The organism is Larkinella harenae (assembly GCF_054780515.1).
The window spans coordinates 161,743-179,800 of sequence record NZ_BAAGWE010000002.1 but is presented as its reverse complement, the minus strand read 5'-3'; the positions used below and the strand labels follow the sequence as shown (position 1 = coordinate 179,800).

At 51.1% G+C, this 18,058-nt stretch carries 17 protein-coding genes; 5 read left to right on the top strand and 12 right to left on the bottom strand.

Annotation, left to right across the window (positions count from 1 at the left end; all coding sequences use genetic code 11):
• The first annotated feature begins 28 nt into the window (after positions 1-28).
• Both ACYVH9_RS12115 and ACYVH9_RS12110 read left to right on the top strand, forming a co-directional pair.
• Positions 29-781 (top strand): LytR/AlgR family response regulator transcription factor, encoded by a 753-nt coding sequence (locus ACYVH9_RS12115; RefSeq protein ID WP_460636616.1) that lies wholly within the window; start codon positions 29-31, stop codon positions 779-781.
• A 103-nt stretch (positions 782-884) separates the two neighbouring features.
• Complete coding sequence (locus ACYVH9_RS12110) at positions 885-1,331, top strand: PepSY-like domain-containing protein (RefSeq protein ID WP_460636615.1); 447 nt, start codon at positions 885-887, stop codon at positions 1,329-1,331.
• Here the strand turns inward: ACYVH9_RS12110 and ACYVH9_RS12105 are convergent, their stop codons facing one another.
• The 8 genes from ACYVH9_RS12105 to nusB all read right to left on the bottom strand — a co-directional run bounded on the left by ACYVH9_RS12105 (position 1,332) and on the right by nusB (position 9,278).
• Positions 1,332-3,545 (bottom strand): S9 family peptidase, encoded by a 2,214-nt coding sequence (locus tag ACYVH9_RS12105; protein ID WP_460636614.1) that lies wholly within the window; start codon positions 3,543-3,545, stop codon positions 1,332-1,334.
• A gap of 94 nt (positions 3,546-3,639) precedes the next feature.
• A complete protein-coding gene (locus ACYVH9_RS12100) occupies positions 3,640-5,292 on the bottom strand; it encodes an amidase (RefSeq protein ID WP_460636613.1) in 1,653 nt (550 codons plus the stop codon).
• 90 nt (positions 5,293-5,382) lie between these two features.
• A complete protein-coding gene (gene coaE / locus ACYVH9_RS12095; RefSeq protein WP_460636612.1) occupies positions 5,383-6,003 on the bottom strand; it encodes a dephospho-CoA kinase in 621 nt (206 codons plus the stop codon).
• A complete protein-coding gene (locus ACYVH9_RS12090) occupies positions 6,000-6,767 on the bottom strand; it encodes a YbbR-like domain-containing protein (RefSeq protein WP_460637583.1) in 768 nt (255 codons plus the stop codon). Before ACYVH9_RS12090 ends, coaE begins: the two co-directional genes overlap by 4 nt.
• Positions 6,768-6,882: 115 nt before the next feature.
• A complete protein-coding gene (gene yajC / locus ACYVH9_RS12085; protein WP_460636611.1) occupies positions 6,883-7,200 on the bottom strand; it encodes a preprotein translocase subunit YajC in 318 nt (105 codons plus the stop codon).
• Between the two features lie 56 nt (positions 7,201-7,256).
• Positions 7,257-7,703 (bottom strand): DUF1573 domain-containing protein, encoded by a 447-nt coding sequence (locus ACYVH9_RS12080; RefSeq protein WP_460636610.1) that lies wholly within the window; start codon positions 7,701-7,703, stop codon positions 7,257-7,259.
• 48 nt (positions 7,704-7,751) lie between these two features.
• Positions 7,752-8,054: a YtxH domain-containing protein gene (locus ACYVH9_RS12075; RefSeq protein WP_460636609.1), complete on the bottom strand. Its 303-nt coding sequence runs from the start codon at positions 8,052-8,054 to the stop codon at positions 7,752-7,754.
• Positions 8,055-8,102: 48 nt separating this feature from the next.
• Positions 8,103-9,278, bottom strand: coding sequence for a transcription antitermination factor NusB (gene nusB / locus ACYVH9_RS12070; protein ID WP_460636608.1), 1,176 nt, complete (start codon positions 9,276-9,278; stop codon positions 8,103-8,105).
• Between the two features lie 269 nt (positions 9,279-9,547).
• Here nusB and ACYVH9_RS12065 point away from each other — a divergent pair, with 269 nt between their 5' ends.
• On the top strand, positions 9,548-11,329 hold the full coding sequence (locus tag ACYVH9_RS12065; protein WP_460636607.1) for an ABC transporter ATP-binding protein: 1,782 nt from the start codon (positions 9,548-9,550) through the stop codon (positions 11,327-11,329).
• A gap of 52 nt (positions 11,330-11,381) precedes the next feature.
• Here the strand turns inward: ACYVH9_RS12065 and ACYVH9_RS12060 are convergent, their stop codons facing one another.
• The 4 genes from ACYVH9_RS12060 to ACYVH9_RS12045 all read right to left on the bottom strand — a co-directional run bounded on the left by ACYVH9_RS12060 (position 11,382) and on the right by ACYVH9_RS12045 (position 15,450).
• Positions 11,382-12,479, bottom strand: a complete 1,098-nt coding sequence (locus tag ACYVH9_RS12060) for a dipeptide epimerase (protein ID WP_460636606.1) — start codon at positions 12,477-12,479, stop codon at positions 11,382-11,384.
• Between the two features lie 14 nt (positions 12,480-12,493).
• Positions 12,494-13,588: an amidohydrolase family protein gene (locus tag ACYVH9_RS12055; RefSeq protein ID WP_460637582.1), complete on the bottom strand. Its 1,095-nt coding sequence runs from the start codon at positions 13,586-13,588 to the stop codon at positions 12,494-12,496.
• Positions 13,589-13,690: 102 nt separating this feature from the next.
• Positions 13,691-14,167 carry a 2-C-methyl-D-erythritol 2,4-cyclodiphosphate synthase gene (ispF, locus tag ACYVH9_RS12050; protein ID WP_460636605.1) on the bottom strand — a complete coding sequence of 159 codons (477 nt, stop codon included), beginning with the start codon at positions 14,165-14,167 and terminating at the stop codon, positions 13,691-13,693.
• A 47-nt stretch (positions 14,168-14,214) separates the two neighbouring features.
• The gene (locus ACYVH9_RS12045) at positions 14,215-15,450 is read right to left on the bottom strand and encodes a M16 family metallopeptidase (protein WP_460636604.1); all 1,236 of its coding nucleotides are present in this window, start codon (positions 15,448-15,450) and stop codon (positions 14,215-14,217) included.
• A 113-nt stretch (positions 15,451-15,563) separates the two neighbouring features.
• On the opposite strand from ACYVH9_RS12045, the gene ACYVH9_RS12040 reads away from it, so the two are divergent.
• Positions 15,564-16,673: a tetratricopeptide repeat protein gene (locus ACYVH9_RS12040; RefSeq protein ID WP_460636603.1), complete on the top strand. Its 1,110-nt coding sequence runs from the start codon at positions 15,564-15,566 to the stop codon at positions 16,671-16,673.
• Positions 16,674-16,691: 18 nt separating this feature from the next.
• Positions 16,692-17,684: a phosphotriesterase family protein gene (locus tag ACYVH9_RS12035; RefSeq protein WP_460636602.1), complete on the top strand. Its 993-nt coding sequence runs from the start codon at positions 16,692-16,694 to the stop codon at positions 17,682-17,684.
• The last annotated feature ends 374 nt before the right edge of the window (positions 17,685-18,058 follow it).

Genomic DNA, 18,058 nt, shown 5'->3' with positions numbered 1-18,058 from the left:
GTTTACATACCAACAACAAATACGAACTATGAAATTACGTTGTCTGCTGGTCGATGATGAACCCCACGCGGTGGAAATCGTCGAATCATACATCGAAATGGTTGACGGCCTGGAGATCGTCGGTAAATGCCATAATGCTGTTCAAGCCTTTAGCATGCTTCAGGCAACGCCGGTCGATTTGCTGTTTCTGGATATTAAAATGCCGAAGCTGACCGGGACCGATTTTCTGCGCAGTTTGCGAAATCCACCGAAAGTGATTTTTACAACCGCTTACCGCGAATACGCGCTGGACGGTTTTGAGCTTGACGTAGTGGATTATTTACTGAAACCCATTCCCTTCGAACGGTTTTTGCGGGCGGTTTCCAAAGTCATGCGACTCGAAACATCAATTGCCCCGGTGTTGCCTGAACCGGAGCCACAGCTGGTTGAAAAAGAGCTGGTTCCGTCTGAACGCGATGCTTTTCTTTATTTCCGGGCCGACCGGAAGATGGTGAAAGTATACACGAAAGATATTCTGTACATCGAAAGCCTGAAAGATTACGTTAAAATCATCACCCAAACGGCAAAACCGCTGGTGGTCAAGCAGGCCATCAGCTCGGTGGGGGCCATGTTGCCGGGCCGGGATTTCCTCCGCATTCACCGCTCGTTCATCGTTGCCATCAACAAAATCTCAGCCTGGTCGCCCAGCCATGTTGAAATTGCCGGGCAGGATCTGCCGATCGGCCGACTTCATCAGAAGGATGTGGGCCGCGTGCTGAAAACCGACGGAGCATCAGTTTGATCCGAAACAAACACTTTTGAAAATAATTGGGGGCCGCGTAGGGGAAAGGGGGAAGTTATGTGTTATTACATCAAATACACGCAGAAATTAACTCCCTATCCGCATGAAAAAACGAGTCGTCGCGATGGCCTGCCTCTTGATTTGGGGTACCTCGGCCTGTGATCAGGAAAAAGTGGTCGCTGAAGAAGCACTGCCGCAAAACGCTCAAACCTTTATCCAAACGCATTTCCCGCAGGAAACCATTGTACGGGTGGTGCGGGATCGCGACGGACTGAACACCAGCTTCGATGTGATTCTGAGCAATGGTTTTGACCTGGATTTTACCAAATCGGGCGAATGCACACAAGTTGACGGCAACAGCACAGCCATCCCGGACGAGGTGATCAATCCGGAAAAAATCCGGACGTATGTTCGGGATAATTTCTCCCAACAAACCGTAGTCAGTTGGGAGAAAGATCAGCACAGCCGCGAGCGTTACAGCATTGAATTGTCAAACGGGCTGGATCTGGATTTTGATCAGAATGGCAACTTCCTGCGAATTGATGACTAATCAGTTCACGGCCGTATTCTTCAGGTACTTTTCCAGGTAGTCGGTATACTGTTGATGCAGCAGGAGCGAGGTTGTACTGTTGTAGGCCACACCGTGGGCACCTGGCGGATAAATGCGCAGGTCGGCGTCTTTACCGGCGTCGGCCAGCGCATTGATCAGTTGCATGGTATTTCGAACGTGGACGTTTTCGTCCATCGTCGAGTGGGCAATGAACATTTTTCCCTGCAAATTTTTGGCGTTGGGCGAAACCGCACTTTTCTGATACTTAGCTTCATTTTCGGGTAACAAGCCCATGTAACGCTCCGTGTAAATGCTATCATACAACCGCCAGTCGGTGACGGGGGCGCCCACCAGCGAAACCTTGAAAACACCGGGATGGGCCAGCATGGTGTAACTGCTCATGTAACCGCCGTAGCTGTGCCCTTTGATGGCAATACGGCCCGCGTCAACCCAGGGCAAGGTAGCCAGGTACTTGGCCGTCTCAACAAAATCACGGCTTTCGTACAGCCCTAATTTTTCGTAAACTATTTTTTCGAAACCCGACCCATAGCCACCGCTGCCCCGGTTGTTGGCGCTGACTACCACGTAACCTTGCTGGGCCAGGTACTGATGCCAGCCGGAGAAACTGAATTCGTTGTAAACCGATTGGGCACCCGGACCGCCGTAAATGTCGAGTACAACCGGATATTTTTTATTGGCGTCGAATGGGAAGGGCTTGATGATTGAAATGTCAATCTTCTGTCCGTCGGACGTCGTAAAGCGGCTCAGCTCTTTCGGGACATACGCGTAATTGGCCAGAAACTGGGTCGTGTTGGTGTTGGCTTCGAGTGTTTTGAGCGTTTTGCCTTTTGTATCACACAGATCCACGCGCAGCGGAGTGGTGACGTTCGAAAACCGATCGATGTAAAACTGGCTGTTGGGCGAAAAGTCAATTTTGTGGCGACCGGCTGCCTGCGTTAGTTTTTGTTTGTTTTTCCCGTCAAAGCCAATGGCGTACAATTGCCGATCCAGGGGCGATTGCTCCGTGGAGGTGTAGTAGATTTTCTTGTTTTTCGCGTCAATGTTGTGCACAAAAACCACTTCCCAGGGTCCGGTTGTCACCTGATTCAGCAATTTGCCGGTGTAGTCGTAGCGGTAGAGATGCGCCCAGCCGTCGCGTTCGGAGACCCAGAAAAACTCCTGCGAATTCTCGGGGAAATAAAAGTAGTGCATGATTCCGGCGAAGAAGTCGAACACATCGATCCACGACTTCGACTTTTCCTCCATGATCTGTTTTGCGGCTCCGGTGCGGACATTGGCCAGAAACAACTTCATTTCGTTTTGCTTGCGGTTCAGGTGGACCAGTGCCAGCTGCCCTTCCTGCGACGTCCAGTAAATTCGGGGAATATAGCCGTCGCCCAGTTCGACGTTCATCCATTGCTGGTTGTTGTTCGCAATTTCAACGACCCCGATGCGGGCGGTCGGGTTTTTGTCACCAACGCGCGGGTAGGGCAGTTTCGTGAAATCTTCATCAAACCCCTTGTAGTCGGTCATGGCATACAGCGGAACCTGGCGTTCGTCGATTTGCCAGTAAGCCAGAAATTTACTGTCGGGTGACCATTCCCAAGCCTGGGCCAGGCCAAACTCTTCTTCGTAAGCCCAGCCAAACCGTCCGTTGTAAAAATAAGGGGCTGCATCCTTAGTCAGCTGGGTTTCTTTCTGGGTAGCAAAATCAAACACGAACAGATTTCCGTCGCGCTCATACCCAATTTTCGAACCGTCGGGCGACAATTCGGCGGTTTGGGCATCTTTTGCCACCAGCTTCAGATTTTTCGCAGCCACCGAGTACACGTAATAATCCGAAATGCCCGACCGACGCCAGACGGGCCGGAAATTGGTTTGAAACAACAGGTTTTTCGAATCCTTCGACCATTGGAATGACTCGTAGGCAAACGGTTTATCGGTTCCCGGAAACGTCAACGCACTGCCGTTAAAAACCACATCTTCCCGTCCATCTTTGGGAGAATAGGATTTGATAACGCCCCGCTCGGTGAACGAAAACCGGGAGCCGCCGTCGATCCAGTTAACGCTGGCGGGCCCCTGCGAACCCGCTAATTGGCCGGTAGCCGTCAGGGCCTGCTGTAAACTTTGAAACCGCTGTTTTTGCTGCGGAAAAGCTGAAAATGATGTAAAAAAGAGGAGAAGTAAGCCGAAATAAAAGCGTTTGCAAGACATACAATCAACGTACTAATTTGGTGAAGTGCTTTTAAAGGTAACGAAAAAAGAAACGTAGCCGTGCCATACTGGGTTTGTGATAAACCGCTACCGGTTAAAGCGTTGGGCGTTTGTGATGAAAATCCGTAGCATCCTGATAGGCTTTGGCAACGGCCAGCAAGCGACCCTCGTCAAACAGGTGTCCCATAAGCGTGATGCTGGTGGGCAGTCCTTTCGGAGAAAAACCGTTCGGAAGAGCAACACACGGGTGGCCGGTGAGGTTGGTGAGCATTAGGTTGGCGTTACCAAAAGTTGGTGTAATGTATACGTCGAAACTGGTCATGGTTTTTGCCATTTCGTTGATCAGTTTCGTTCGGATGCGGTTGGCCTGAATGTATTCGACCGCCGGAATGAACCGTGCCGAACGGAACGCATTGGGCCAGGCTGCTTTTACCTGCCGCACTAATTGGTCATCTTTTCCCGAGCGCGTCAGTTCGTCAAAAGCGGCAGCCGCTTCGGCGCTCAGGATCATGTTCATTTTACCCACCGGAATATCCGGCAAATCGAACGGAATCAGCGTCGCTCCCAGTTTCCGGAGCGTTGCGAGCGTAGCCTCGTCGTTGGCTTTAGTCGGTCGGTCTTCGTCGAATGCTTTTTTCAAATACCCGATTCTTACCCCTTTCAGAGAAGCTAACGGCGCATAGCGGAATGGCGCGGCAAAAACCGTGGGGTCGTGACCATCCGGGCCGTAAATGGCGTTGAAAACGAGCGCGCAATCTTCTGCCGAGCGGCACATCGGACCAATTTTGTCCATCGACCAGCTCAGGGCCATCGCGCCGTAGCGACTAACACGACCGTAGGTAGGGCGCAACCCCGTTACGCCGTTGATGGTGGCGGGTGAGACAATGGACCCCAGCGTTTCGGTACCGATGGCAAAAGGGAGTAGACCCGCCGAAACACTCGCTCCCGAGCCGGCCGAAGAGCCGCTGGAGCCGGTGGATGGTTCCCAGGGATTACGGGTTTTGCCGCCAAACCAGACGTCGCCCATCGCCAGCTCGCCCAGGGTAAGTTTGGCGCACAAAACCGCACCGGCTTTTTCCAGTCGCTGGATGATGGTGGCATCGTAATCCAGTACCTGATCTTTGTAAGGAACAGATCCCCAGGTGGTTTTGTAGCCTTTGCGGGCAAACAAATCTTTGGCACCGTACGGAATACCGTGCAGCGCCCCCCGGTATTTGCCCGCCTTGATTTCTACGTCGGCCTGGCGAGCCTGTTTCATGGCCAATTCATCCGTCAGGGTGACGACGCACAGAAGTTTTTCGTTGTAGGTTTTCAGTCGCTCCAGAAAAAAACGGGTTAGCTCGACGGAGGTGGTTTGTTTGGTCCGCAAAAGCTCGCCCAACTGGGCTACCGAATAATAAGCCAGATCTTGGCGATTGGCGGGTAACGACACCTTACCCACTGGGCTGGCTTTGAACGAGGCAGGTCCCTGTGGCAGCCTAAAACCCTGGGGCAGTGGGTTAAAATACAACGCGGGGGCCACATCGTTGGTCAGTTCAATTTTTCGCAGGGCTTCGTAATTCGCGCGGTAATTGGTTAGGTTTCCCAGCATAGAATCCCGTTCACTGACTGCAAACTCGAGACCAAAAACTTTGGAAGCAGCCTCCACGATATCGGTGGTTAACGGTTGGGCCGGATCGTCACTGGAAACAAAAGCGCCGGTCAGAAAGCTAAGGGCACAACACCCCAGCACTAAACGTTTTTTCATACGGTTTGATGAAGAAAAGAGTAGCCCTAACAGGTTTTTGAAAGCCTGTCAGGTTTGAAAATACATCATAAATACGCAAAAAGTGGGGAATTACAATGCCATTCGCAGGAAGTGCTCGTGCAGTGAGACGACCTGCGGAATAAGCAGCTGGGTATCGTTATTGTAGATGACGTAATCGGCAAACTGCAGCCGCTCTTCGTCGCTCATCTGGCGGCTGATGATGTTTTTGATTTCCTGCTCCGTACGGTGCGGATCCCGTTTGTGAATGCGCTGAATGCGGAGTTCCAGTGGAGACTGCACTACGATGAGCTTATCGAGATTGTTGCCGTCTTCGCCAGCCGCCCGCAGCAAAGCGGCTTCTTTGATAACGTAGGGCCGTCCCGCGTGTTCGTGGGTCCAACGCTGCGTATCCGCGAAAACCCGGGGGTGAATGAGAGCGTTGAGTTCCTGCAACAGATCGGGCTTGCCAAATACCTGGGCCGCTACCCACGGTCGGTTATAGTGTCCGGCTTCGTTGTAAGCCTCGGAGCCTAACAAACGGGTTACATCCGCCTTCAGAATCGCGTCGTGGTCGACGAGCCATTTGGCCCGATCGTCTGCCGAGTAAATGGGAATGCCAAAGGCTTCAAAAATGCGACAAACCGTGCTTTTTCCGGCTCCGATTCCACCCGTAACACCAATCAGCAACGGTTTTTTTGCGTTGAGGCTCATTTTTTACGACTTGATCGGTTTTTGGGCTTGGCGGTTTTAATCGGTTTGGCTGGCTCGGGAGCGGGCGGAGGGGGCAACGGTTGCAAGAGTTCGGCTACTTCAAAACTAACCGCAACCTGATCAGCACTGGCCCGAATGAGCGGATGCCGGGGAATGGGCAATTTCAGTTCCTCATCGTAGCTAAGCGCCAGTCGACGGGCGGGAATTTTTACTTTGATGGTATCAGGAACGGCCCGCAGCAGACGCGCTGGTCCCTCGAAACGGATCGTTCGGGGCGAAACATTGATCAGACTGGAAACTACCATGCGATCGGCCAGATCAATATTGGCACTATCAACTACTACCGGAACCTCCTGAGCAGCCAACCGGTCAAAATTCAGAGCCAGTGTATCGCCTGCTACAAAGTTTATCCGCACGTCTTTGGCATGATCGGTTAGCGATTCGGCCAGGGAAGCCGTATTGATAAATTTGGTTTGTAAAGGCTTGTTGACCGGATAACGGATGGGGGATGACCGGAACGGCAGCCACGATTGTCGGAATAGTTTCCAGCCATTGCCGGTAATATTAACCGAAATGGTTTTGGGCAGGGGTGAGGTAGGAACGAACAAGTCCTGGTTATACACAAACTCAATTGGGTATTGAACGCTGACCGTATAACTATTTTTGTTGAGGGCGTTCAGCAACCAGATAACGGCAGCCGCGAGCAGACACAGCAGCAGTGTCGGTAGTTTGACAGGACGGGATGGGGGAGTCGTTAACGACACGGGCAAAAAAGTATGACTATATGAATGTGTCCGAAATAAAGAGCAATGCATTGGTTGCTCGTAGGAAGAACCGTTGCCGCCGGGCATTGTTCTTTATTTCGGACATATTCTTGAATTACGCAGCGGTTTTAGTCGAAGCCTCGCGGGAAATGGCGGTTTTTTCAAACGTCAGTTTCAGTCCTTTGTCCACTTCCAGCGTAACGGTGGTACCCTCTACCGAATAAACTTTTCCGTGCAATCCACCAATGGTTACGACGCTATCTCCTTTCTTCAGATTTTCGATGAAGCCCTTCTGATCCTTTTGCTTTTTCTGCTGTGGACGGATCATGAAAAAGTAGAATACAACAAAAATACCGACCCACAGAACAATGTTCCAGACCATGGAATTAGACGACCCGGCTGGGGCCTGCAATAGAATAGAAAGGAGATTCATTTTGGCGAATAGTGATTAAAATGGAAAGTTTTATTGGTCAGGATCTTGGGCTGTGCCTACCGGACAGCCGCCGTACGACTTGAGTCGGCACCCGTTCGGGGATTGACCATTACCCGAAACGTCAGCTCCGTAAAGCTGGGGTCAGTATTGGCATAAACCGTAACGGTTTTGTTCTGAACGCCCCGTTTCCCCTGGCTATTGAACATCACTTTGATGGATGATTCCTGGCCCGGTTCGATTGGTTTTTTAGGCCATTCGGGCGTTGTACAGCCGCAGGATGTATTAATGTTGTTGATAATCAGCGGAAATTCGCCTTCGTTTTTGAATTTGAAGTTCCGTGATACAGTATCACCCTCGGTAATGTCGCCGAAGTCGTAAACACCCTGATCGGCAAAAACGATTTTGGGCATCTTACCCGACATTTCACCGGAAGAATCTTTTTTAGTCTGGTTGCAGGCGGCAACGCCAACCAACAACAACAGACCAATGGCAATCTTTTTCATTGTTTTAGATAACGCTGGTTAGTAAAAATCGACAGACTAATTGGCTTTTTAAGCACCCTGCTGTTTGATCTGGGCCATCAGCCGGTCGACATCTTCCAGCAGTTTTTCGGCTTTTTCACGGGCGTCGTTCACCACGCGTTGGCCTTCCACTTTAGCAAAGCTTTCGGGCAGTGAATCCGAGTTAAGAACATTATCCAGCAGGTCGCGCAGTTGATCGCGGTATCTCGACAAACGGTAGGTTAGCCGGTCACGGGTCACGGCGCCTTTTTCAGGGGCGTACAGTAATCCCAAAGTGGCTCCCGTCAGGCAGCCCGTTACAAAAGCTAGTAAGGTTTGGCTTGTTCTGCTCATGGTTTTGTTATGTTGACAGTTGTTCGAATGATAAAACAACTGGAGAACTTATTTATTGTCTAACAATCCCCGGCCACTTTTGCGGAGTTGGCCCGTCGTTTTTAATTTTTCGGATAAACTGTCGAGAATACCGTTGACAAATTTGCCACTTTTGGGCGTGCTATATACTTTGGCCAGCTCAATGTATTCATTGATAGACACTTTTACCGGAATATTCGGGAAGTTTAGCAATTCAGCCAGCGCCAGTTTCAGAATGATTTTGTCCAGCTGCGCTACCCGCTCCACATCCCAGTTGGTCAGTTGTTCGGCCAGCAGGGCTTCGTAGTCGGCGTCGTTTTCCAGGGACTTTTTATACAATGTCTCCATGAAAAGCCGATCCTCCTCCCAGTCGTCGGTCAATGCCAGCAGTTGCAATCCTTCCGGACTTTGGGCTGACTTGAGCGTTTTGATCGCCATGCTCCGGACCAGTTCGCCGTTTTCGGCCCAGCTCAGTACGGTTTCTTCAAAATAGTTTTTTGCCGGATCCTGTTTCAGCAGTACGTTCCGCAGCACGTGCTGCACCAGTTGCTGATCTTCGTCTGCGGTATGTTGCTGGGTTTCGCAATATGACCGGTAGAGTTCGTCTTCTTTCAGGATATCGTTGTAAATCGAACGCAGCATCTGAATATCGTCGCCCCAGTCGATTTTCCGACGAATCTTTTCTACTTCCAGCGCTTTGTTGTCGCGCAACGCCTGAATAATCCGGTTACGATCCAGACTTGATTCTTTCGCAATGGTCCGGGCATCGACGTCTTCGTAACGCCGTATCCGTTCCCGGTCAATCTGGGTGATGTGCGCCAATTCGAGCAGCAACGTCAACAACCGGATGTAGGAATCGTCCAGCGTTCGAACATCATCAATCAGTGATTGCAACACCCGATGGCGTTCGCGGGTCAGGCTGTTGCGGTAATCAACCAATGCCTGATTGGCGGCTACCAGTACTTTTCGTGGAATGTTCTCTTCTTCCAGCGGTTTTCCCGGCTTGAGGCCTTCCTCAAATAAAACCGTTGCCAGCCGACGAAAACCTTCCAATTGCTGGAGGTTCTGTTCCTCCATTGAATTGAGGTCCGGCTGAAAGGTTTCGGTGATGGTATCGACGGCCAATTGTCGATTGGATAATTCGGATTGTCGTAGCGCATAAAGAGCCTGCATGACTTTTATCCGCAATAAACGTCTGTTTAGCATTCTGGTCCGGCAAGAAACAAAGAACTGGGTTCGATATTTCGAAGATTGGTAATTGGCTACAAAAGTACGGAAAATGTCTGGAACTCGGATTACACGAATTAAAGGATTAACCAAGAAAGCTGACGCAGTCCTGTTAAATCGTCTGGATTCTGTAAATCCTTTACTGGGGCAAAGCCCAGTTCCAGCCAATTCTGCAACCTTTCCATTTGGATTTCTGTTACCCGGTCAGAACCGCTAAATTTGTTTCATTGCAAGACGTCTCCTGATTTGTGAAAGCACTTTCCCACCTCAACAAATACTTACTGAAATACAAATGGTACCTCATTTGGGGCACCGCTTTCACCGTCATTTCAAACCTGTTTGGTATTATTCCGGCCCAGTTGGTGCGGTATTCGCTCGACCTGGTGAAGGAGACGCTCGACGTTTATTTCCTCTATAACGGAAGTCGCCTGCAACGGAATCTCTATGATGTGTTTGCCTTCAGCATTTTGTTCTACGGTTTGCTGATTCTGGCGATGGCTTTGCTAAAAGGTTTTTTTCTTTTTCTGGTGCGGCAAACGCTCATCGTAATGTCGCGGCACATCGAATACGACCTGAAAAACGAAATCTACCTGCATTACCAAACGTTGCCGCTGAGCTTTTTCCGGCAGCACAATACCGGAGATTTGATGGCCCGGATTTCGGAAGATGTCAGTAAGGTACGGATGTACGTCGGGCCGTCGATTATGTACGGGTTGAACCTGATCACGCTGTTTATTCTGGTCATTTCGTACATGGTGTCGATCAATGCCCGCCTGAGCCTGTACGTCTTGTTGCCGCTGCCGGTGCTTTCCATTGCGATTTACGTCGTCAATAACATCATTATCAAGCGTTCGGAAGAAATTCAGCGCAGTCTTTCCCGGCTTTCTACCTTTGTGCAAGAAGCCTTTTCGGGGATTCGCGTTCTGAAGGCATTTGTACGGGAAGAAAATTCAGCTGCCAACTTTACGGTCGAAAGCGACGTATACCGTCATAAATCATTGCAATTGACCCGCGTTGATTCGCTGTTTTTTCCCCTGATCATGTTGCTCGTCGGCTTGAGCAACGTGCTGGTGGTTTACGTCGGTGGACAGGAAATTCTGACCGGGCGACTGACGCCGGGCAACATCATGGAATTCATTCTGTACGTCAACATGCTGACCTGGCCAGTGATGGCTTTGGGCTGGACGACGAGCCAGACCCAGCGGGCCGCGGCTTCCCAACAGCGGATCAACGAGTTCCTGTCGGTCAAAACCGATCTCGTTTCCGCGCAGTCGCTGGAGCGCGATATCGTGGGCGAACTGGAGTTCCGGAACATTCGGTTTGCGTATCCGGATTCGGGTATTGTGGCTATCAAAGACTTTAATTTGCACATCAATGCCGGCGAAACCGTAGCCATTCTGGGCACCACGGGATCGGGCAAAAGTACGCTTGCCAACCTGATTACGCGGATGTACGACCCCACCGAAGGCGAAATTCTGGTTGACGGTATTCCGCTGAAAGACTATAGCCTGACCAGCATTCGTCGGCAAATGGGCTACGTGCCACAGGAAGTATTTCTGTTTTCCGAAACCATCAGCAACAACGTGAAATTTGGGATGCCCGAAATGCCGCAGGAAAAGGTTGAGCAAGCCGTTAAAGACGCTGATCTTTACCAAAACATCATTGGTTTTCCGGAGCAATTCGATACCCGCATTGGTGAGCGTGGGGTGACGTTATCGGGCGGTCAAAAGCAACGGCTTTCCATTGCGCGCGCCATTGCCCGCGATCCCAAGATTCTGATTCTGGATGACTGCCTGTCGGCGGTGGATACCAATACGGAAAACATCATCCTGAACAACCTGCACCGCATCATGGAAAACCGTACCTCCGTGGTGATTTCGCACCGGGTTTCATCGGCCAAGCTGGCGGATAAAATCATTGTTCTCGACGAAGGCGAAGTGGTGGAGCAGGGAACCCACGAGGAACTCCTGGCGGCCAATGGCGTATACCGGGAGCTGTATGAGAAGCAATTGCAGACGGAAGAAGTTTAGCCTGTTCCGGAAGAAATAGAGCCAGCCCGCCGGAAAACCGTGGGCTGGTTTTTTAGTGAACTTCGATTTTTTCCAAACCATTCAGAAAAGCCGTGTCAACAACGGCCCCAACGCCGGGCGTAGCTGGTAATTCGAGCGCATACCCTTTGTAAGTCACTCCACCAACCACCGGATCGATGGCGTGTTCAAACGGAGCGTCCAGGTCATAAAAAGTGACATTGCGCCGGGCGGAGGCAAAATGGGCTTTGGCGGTGATAGCCAATCGCGACTCCGACATACAACCAATCATGCACGGTATGCCGGCGGCCTCGGCAATGGCGTTGATTTTCTGAGCGTTGAAGATGCCCCCACTTTTGGAGAGTTTGATATTAAAATAATCAACGGCTTCTTCCTGCGCCAGCCGCAGGGCGTCGCGGTGGTTGAAGAGCGATTCGTCGGCCATGATCGGAACGGTGGTATGTTGCCGCAGGCGTTTCAGATCCGCCATACTCCAGTGCTTGACGGGTTGTTCGCAGTATTCAACATTCCAATCCTGAATGGTTCGCAGCACGGTGAGTGCGGTTACGTAATTCCAGCCCTGATTAGCGTCCGTCCGAATCGGAATTTGATCGCCAACGGCTTTCCGGATGGCTTCTACACGCCGAATGTCGTCACGCTGGTTGGTGCCCAACTTTACTTTGATGGCTATTCCGCCCTGCTCCTTGATCCGGATCGCATCGGCGGCCATGCGTTCGGGTGAGTTGATATAAATTGTCTCATCGGTCACCAGCGGAAACCGCTCCCCGCCCAGGAAAGCATACAACGGCAATCCGGCAGTCTGGGCCGCCAGGTCGTAAAGCGCCATGTCGAAGGCACTTTTAACCGTTGGGTTATTGGGTAAGTAGGCATCCAGCCGGTTCAGATTGCCTTCGATATCCAGCGCATTTTGTCCAATCAGCAGCCGGGCAAAATCCTGAGCGGCCGCCCAGCCGGTTTCCTGGGTTTCGCCCACAATCATCCAGAACGGAGAGCCTTCGCCCCAGCCCATCAACCCGTCGGCGTGAATCCGAATGAGTAAATTCCGGGCGTTTTCGATGGTGCCCAGCGAAATGGCAATGGGTGCTTTGAGCGGAATATTGTACTTGTAAATATCGATCCGGTTAATCTTCATAACTCGTAAGTACGTTATTTCGGGAACTGTGATTTGTCCAGACCCGGAATAATCCGCAGGGCGTTTTTGTAATAGACTTTTTTCAGCACCTCATCGGGCAGCGCCATGCCGTACATTCGCCAGAAAGCGTGGTACTTTTTGTGATACGGGAAATATTCGTCGTCCGTCTCCAGAACGCGGAAATACGTCGCGTATTCCGACGGAATCCAGCTGTCTTTTCCAAATAGAATCCGGTCCTGGTGTTTTTCGAAAAACTTCCGGGAAGCCCGGGGCTGCCGGCCGAGTTCGGCAATGACCGCTCCGATTTCCACCAGCATATTCGGGAATACTTTCATCAGGCTGTCCAGCTTAACCAGATCATTCGGGTACCAGCCCATGTGTGCATTGATGAAGGTGGTTTTCGGGTGTTTCCGGAACACATTGTGCTGTTCGGCAATCAGTTGCTCAAACGAAACCGGGTTATTATCGGAGCGCTTGCGACCAGGGTGGGTTTTCAATTCCAGCCAGCGTTCATTGAACCGATCCATGGGGTCCCAAAACGGTTTGGGATCGGCGGTATGAATCAAAACCGGTACGCCCAGTTGGCCGCATTTGGCCCATATGGGGTCCAGACGCGGGTCGTCCACCTGAACGCGATTGCCTTTGGTGTCTTTGACGTTGAAACCCAGACTCTTGTAAATCTTGAGCCCTTTGGCTCCTTTTTTCACATCTTCCTCCAGCAATTTTACAGCCTGCTCGGTCCAGCCGGGTTCGCCCACGTTCGCAAAATTGATGTTGGTGAAAATGGCAATGCGACTGGGGCTGGTCTTCTGCACATTCGACAATGCATTGGTGATAAACGCCGTACTTTCGCCTACGTTCGATGTAAAACCGCGCCCGCTCAGGTTGACCATAATTCCCATGTTCAGATCGTCCATCTGGGCGACCAGTTTCCGGAGATCGGCCTTGTCCATATCGTACTGGTGATTATGAACATCGATAAACGGATACTTGGCGCGGGTGATCTTATGCTCAGCGGTTTTGAGCGTCGAAACCGGTTCGTACTCTTCAAAATCAATGGGGCCGCTGGGCGTGGCCACTTTGGGCTGTGCACAAACCGTAGACAACATCAGGGCAGCGGTGGCCAAGGGAACTAAAAAGCGCAGATTTTGTAGCGATGCGATCATAATAATGGAGCTAAAACCGTCTAAATAAACCGTTCACCCAGTTGTTCAGGAGTGGATCAGGGCGACACAAAAAGCCGCAATTCCTTCTTTTCGGCCCACAAACCCCATGTGTTCGGAGGTGGTGGCTTTGATTGAAATATCATCTTCCGGGATGTTCATAACACCCGACAAACAGGTCTTCATGGCCGGAATGTGCGGATTGAGTTTCGGTTCCTGCAAAACAACCGTTACGTCAATGTTGGAAACTTCGTAGTTTTTTTCGCGAATCATCCGCATCACTTCGGCCAGCAGCAGTTTGCTGTCGACGCCTTTCCAGCGCGGATCTTTGTCCGAGAAATGATACCCGATGTTGCGCATGTTGGCGGCACCCAGCAGGGCGTCACAGATCACGTGGCAAACCACATCGGCGTCGGAATGGCCCTGAGCGCCGTGGGTGTGCGGAATCAGAATGCCACCGAGCCAGAACGCCCGGCCTTCGACCAACTGATGAACGTCATAGCCTTGTCCTACACGGATTTTCATGACAATTGATGTGAATGATTTATGTAGCCCGACCTGCGCGGTCCGACCTACGCGGCCCGATAATACAACGTGGAACGGTTTTCTTTGCGGAGCAGATTCTGCGCAGACGCCTGAATGTCGGCGGCTGTAACAGCCTGAATGCGTTCGGCTTCCAGGTTGACCCAGTCCGCATTGCCCGCATTGGCCGCATAAGCCAGATTCATGGCCCGGTTCAGAAGTTCTACTTCAGAAAAGAACAGGGTTGATTCGGCCTGATTCTTTACTTTCGTGAGTTCTTCCTCCGGCATGGGCTGGCCGATCAATTCGTCCAGAATGGTTTCGATGGCGGCATCGGCGTCTTCCAGCGTAACGCCCTGATTGAGCGAACCGCTGATGACCAGCAGGCCAGGGTCCAGCGAGCTGGTTGTGTGGGCCGAAATCCCGGTGAAAAGCGCCTGTTCTTTTAACAACTGCCGGTACAGACGGGACGATTTGCCCCGGCCCAGCACGTCGCTTAACAAGTCTGCATGGTAATACCCATCGGTGAAGCGGCCCGGCATGTGATACACTTTGTACAGGGCGTTGAGCGGCACATCCGCAACGGTTTCCAGAAAACGAGCCTCGGTTTGCACGGGTTCCTGCGGCAGGTTCCGAACGGGTGTTTTCCCCATTGGAATAGGGGCAAACCACTTTTTACAGAGCTGCTTGACCTGTTCCGTCGTCACATTCCCTGCTACCACGAGTGTAGCGTTGTTAGGAATGTAATGCGTGTAGAAAAAGTCCCTGACATCGTCGAGCGTGGCGTTCTCGATATGACTGATGTCTTTGCCGATGGTGGCCCATCGGTACGGGTGAACCTGGTAGGCCAGCGGGCGAAGTTTTAGCCAGACGTCACCATAAGGTTGATTAAGGTAGCGCTGTTTAAATTCCTCGATCACCACTTTCTGTTGCACGTCCAAAACCGTTGGATCGAACGACAGGCCCAGCATACGGTCGGATTCGAGCCAGAAAGCCGTTTCCAGGTTAGCCGACGGCAGCGTGATGTAATAATTGGTGATATCGGGTGACGTAAAGGCATTGTTCTCGCCCCCCACTTTCTGCAAGGGTTCGTCGTACACCGGAATGTTCTGTGAACCGCCAAACATCAGGTGCTCAAACAAGTGAGCAAAACCGGTTTTTTTCGAATCTTCATCACGCGACCCGACATTGTACAAAATATTGACCGCAGCCATCGGACTGGTCGGATCTTCGTGAACGTAGACCTTCAGGCCATTGTCCAGCACAAAATGCTCAAATTGAATCATAGCAAACTTTTTCGGCGGGGGTGTCGTTAGCCGTTTTGAGAACAAACAAAAGTAAGCGTCAAATCCTATTCTTCAAAAAGGAACATTCCCGTAACGTACCAACACACCATCTCATGAAAAAATTCTTCCTGCTTTTGCTCCTTTTGACGCCCTTACTGTCCCGTTCTCAGCTGCTCGATGATGCTGGTATCCAGCAGGTTATTTTAAAAGCGACCGACAAGATTTACAATTACGAATTCGACGAAGCCGAAGATTACATCCGGCAGGTAAAAGCAAAATACCCCCAGCATCCGGTGGTGCCAGTGATGAAAGCCATTCAGATTTACTGGCAATACTTGCCGCTGAAAGGCAACAAAACCGCCACGACGCAGTATGTGAACTACCTGAATCAGGGCGTTGCGTTATCGAAAAAACTACTGGATCGCAACGAGAACGATCCGGAAGGTGTCTTTTTTTCGCTGGCATCGCACGGTTATCTGGCGATGAAGAATCACTTCGACGACGAAACGCTAAAAGCCGTTGGCGAAGCGCAGAAAGCATACGGGTATTTGCGAAAAGGGTTCAAGCTCATGGAAAAGAACCCGGAGTTTTATTTTTCAACCGGCCTGTACAATTACTACCGGGAACGGTATCCGCTCGATCATCCGGCGTCAAAACCGTTGCTGCTCTTTTTTCAGAACGGCGATATGGCGTTGGGGATAAAACAGATGGAAACGGCCATCCGCCGGGGCCTTTTTACCCGGACAGAAACCGCTATTTACCTGGGACACCTGTACCTGGAGCACGAAAGCCAACCCGCGCGGGCAGCAGCGGTGATGAAACCGCTGGCGGATAAATATCCTCAGAATCCGATTTTCAATCTGCTGGGTGCTGAAGCGCTGGTGCAATCGGGCCGGTATCGGGAAGCGCAGGCGTATATCGAGCGGCTGCATAAAATGCCGCAGAAATTTCTGGCCATGCCTATTCAGGTGTTGGAAGGAACTGTGGAAGAAAAAATGAACGGTAATCTCAATCAGGCTGCCGAAAAATACCAGGCCGCGCTTAAATTGCCGTTGGATGAGGTGCATACCAAGGAGTTTATGGCTCACGCTTACACTGGACTCGCCCGCATTGCCGCCCGGGCGGGAGATCGGAACCGGGCGAAGGCAATGTACAAGAAGGCGCTGAGCGTTGCCGAATACAAGTCGACCATCCAGGAAGCGAAAAATTATCTAAAATCGTAACCCTTCAAACTAGGCATCATGAAACGCCGGACCTTCCTGAAAGCTTCACTGGCTCTTGGCGTATACGGTGCTTCCGGCAAAAAAACGTTGGTCAATACCGTTACGGGGCCGGTTCTAGCGTCTGATCTGGGGCTAACACTGATTCATGAGCACATTCTGGTTGATTTTATTGGTGCGAACCAAATCACCGCTGATCGCTGGAAACGACCCGAAGTGGTTATTAAAATGTTGCCTTATTTGCAGAATCTACAGAAGCTGGGGGTGCAAACGTTGGTTGAATGCACACCTGCCTATCTGGGGCGGGATCCCATGCTGCTGAAAGAACTGTCTGAAAAGTCTGGCCTTCGGATACTAACCAATACAGGCTATTACGGGGCCTCCAATGACAAATACCTGCCTGATCATGCGCTCACCGAAACCGCTGATCAACTGGCGGACCGCTGGGTGGCCGAGTTTGAAAACGGGATTGAAGCAACCGGTATTCGACCCGCTTTCATAAAAATCGGCGTCAATCCCGGATCATTGTCGGAGTTGCATCGTAAGTTAATTCGGGCGGCTGCCCGAACGCACCGTCGAACGGGACTGCCGATTTATTCACATACCGGGCCTTATCTTCCGGCTTTCGAACAGATTGAGGTAGTGAAGCAGGAGGGCGTTGACCCGTCGGCTTTGGTCTGGGTGCATGCGCAGGGTCAGAACATGGTGCATTACGCCCGCGCTATTCGGGAAGGAGCCTGGGTAAGCCTGGACGGTTTGGACAGTAGCAACGTTGGCCAGTATATCGAGACTTTGCTGCTGATGAAAGAAAACCGCCTTTTGCACCGGACCCTGCTTTCCCACGACGCGGGCTGGTATGACCCAGGGCAACCCGAGGGCGGACCCGTTGGGCGGGATTATACGGTTTTGTTTAATCGGTTAATGCCCGAATTAACCCGAAAAGGTTTTTCCCGCACCGATTGGAAGCAGCTGCTGGTGGAAAATCCAATGAAGGCTTTTTCCATCAGGTTGTAAGCTTGCTACGCGGCTTTTGTTTTCTCCAACGCTCTAGCGGATCTGATAAAAAATAGGATAAAATATATATCCGAGTTTCTGGTTTTTTCCGGTCGTATCTTCTTTTTCTGCCTTTCTAGATTGTCCTTTCTTTTCATTCACGCCTAAAAGGAGCGACTAAACCGAGTATTTTGGGAACCCAGCTGATGGGTTTAGTGGTAACCGTTTTGGCTATCTCTACAGGGGAAATACCGATTTTTGACGATTTCGCTCGCTACGCGCTGCTCAAAATACTGGTTTTCGTGGATTGTGTGTATACCGAATCTCCCAGACCTTTGCTACTGTCTTACCTCCGCTGTGGGCCGCAAGGCGTAACGGGTGAATTCATTTAGGGG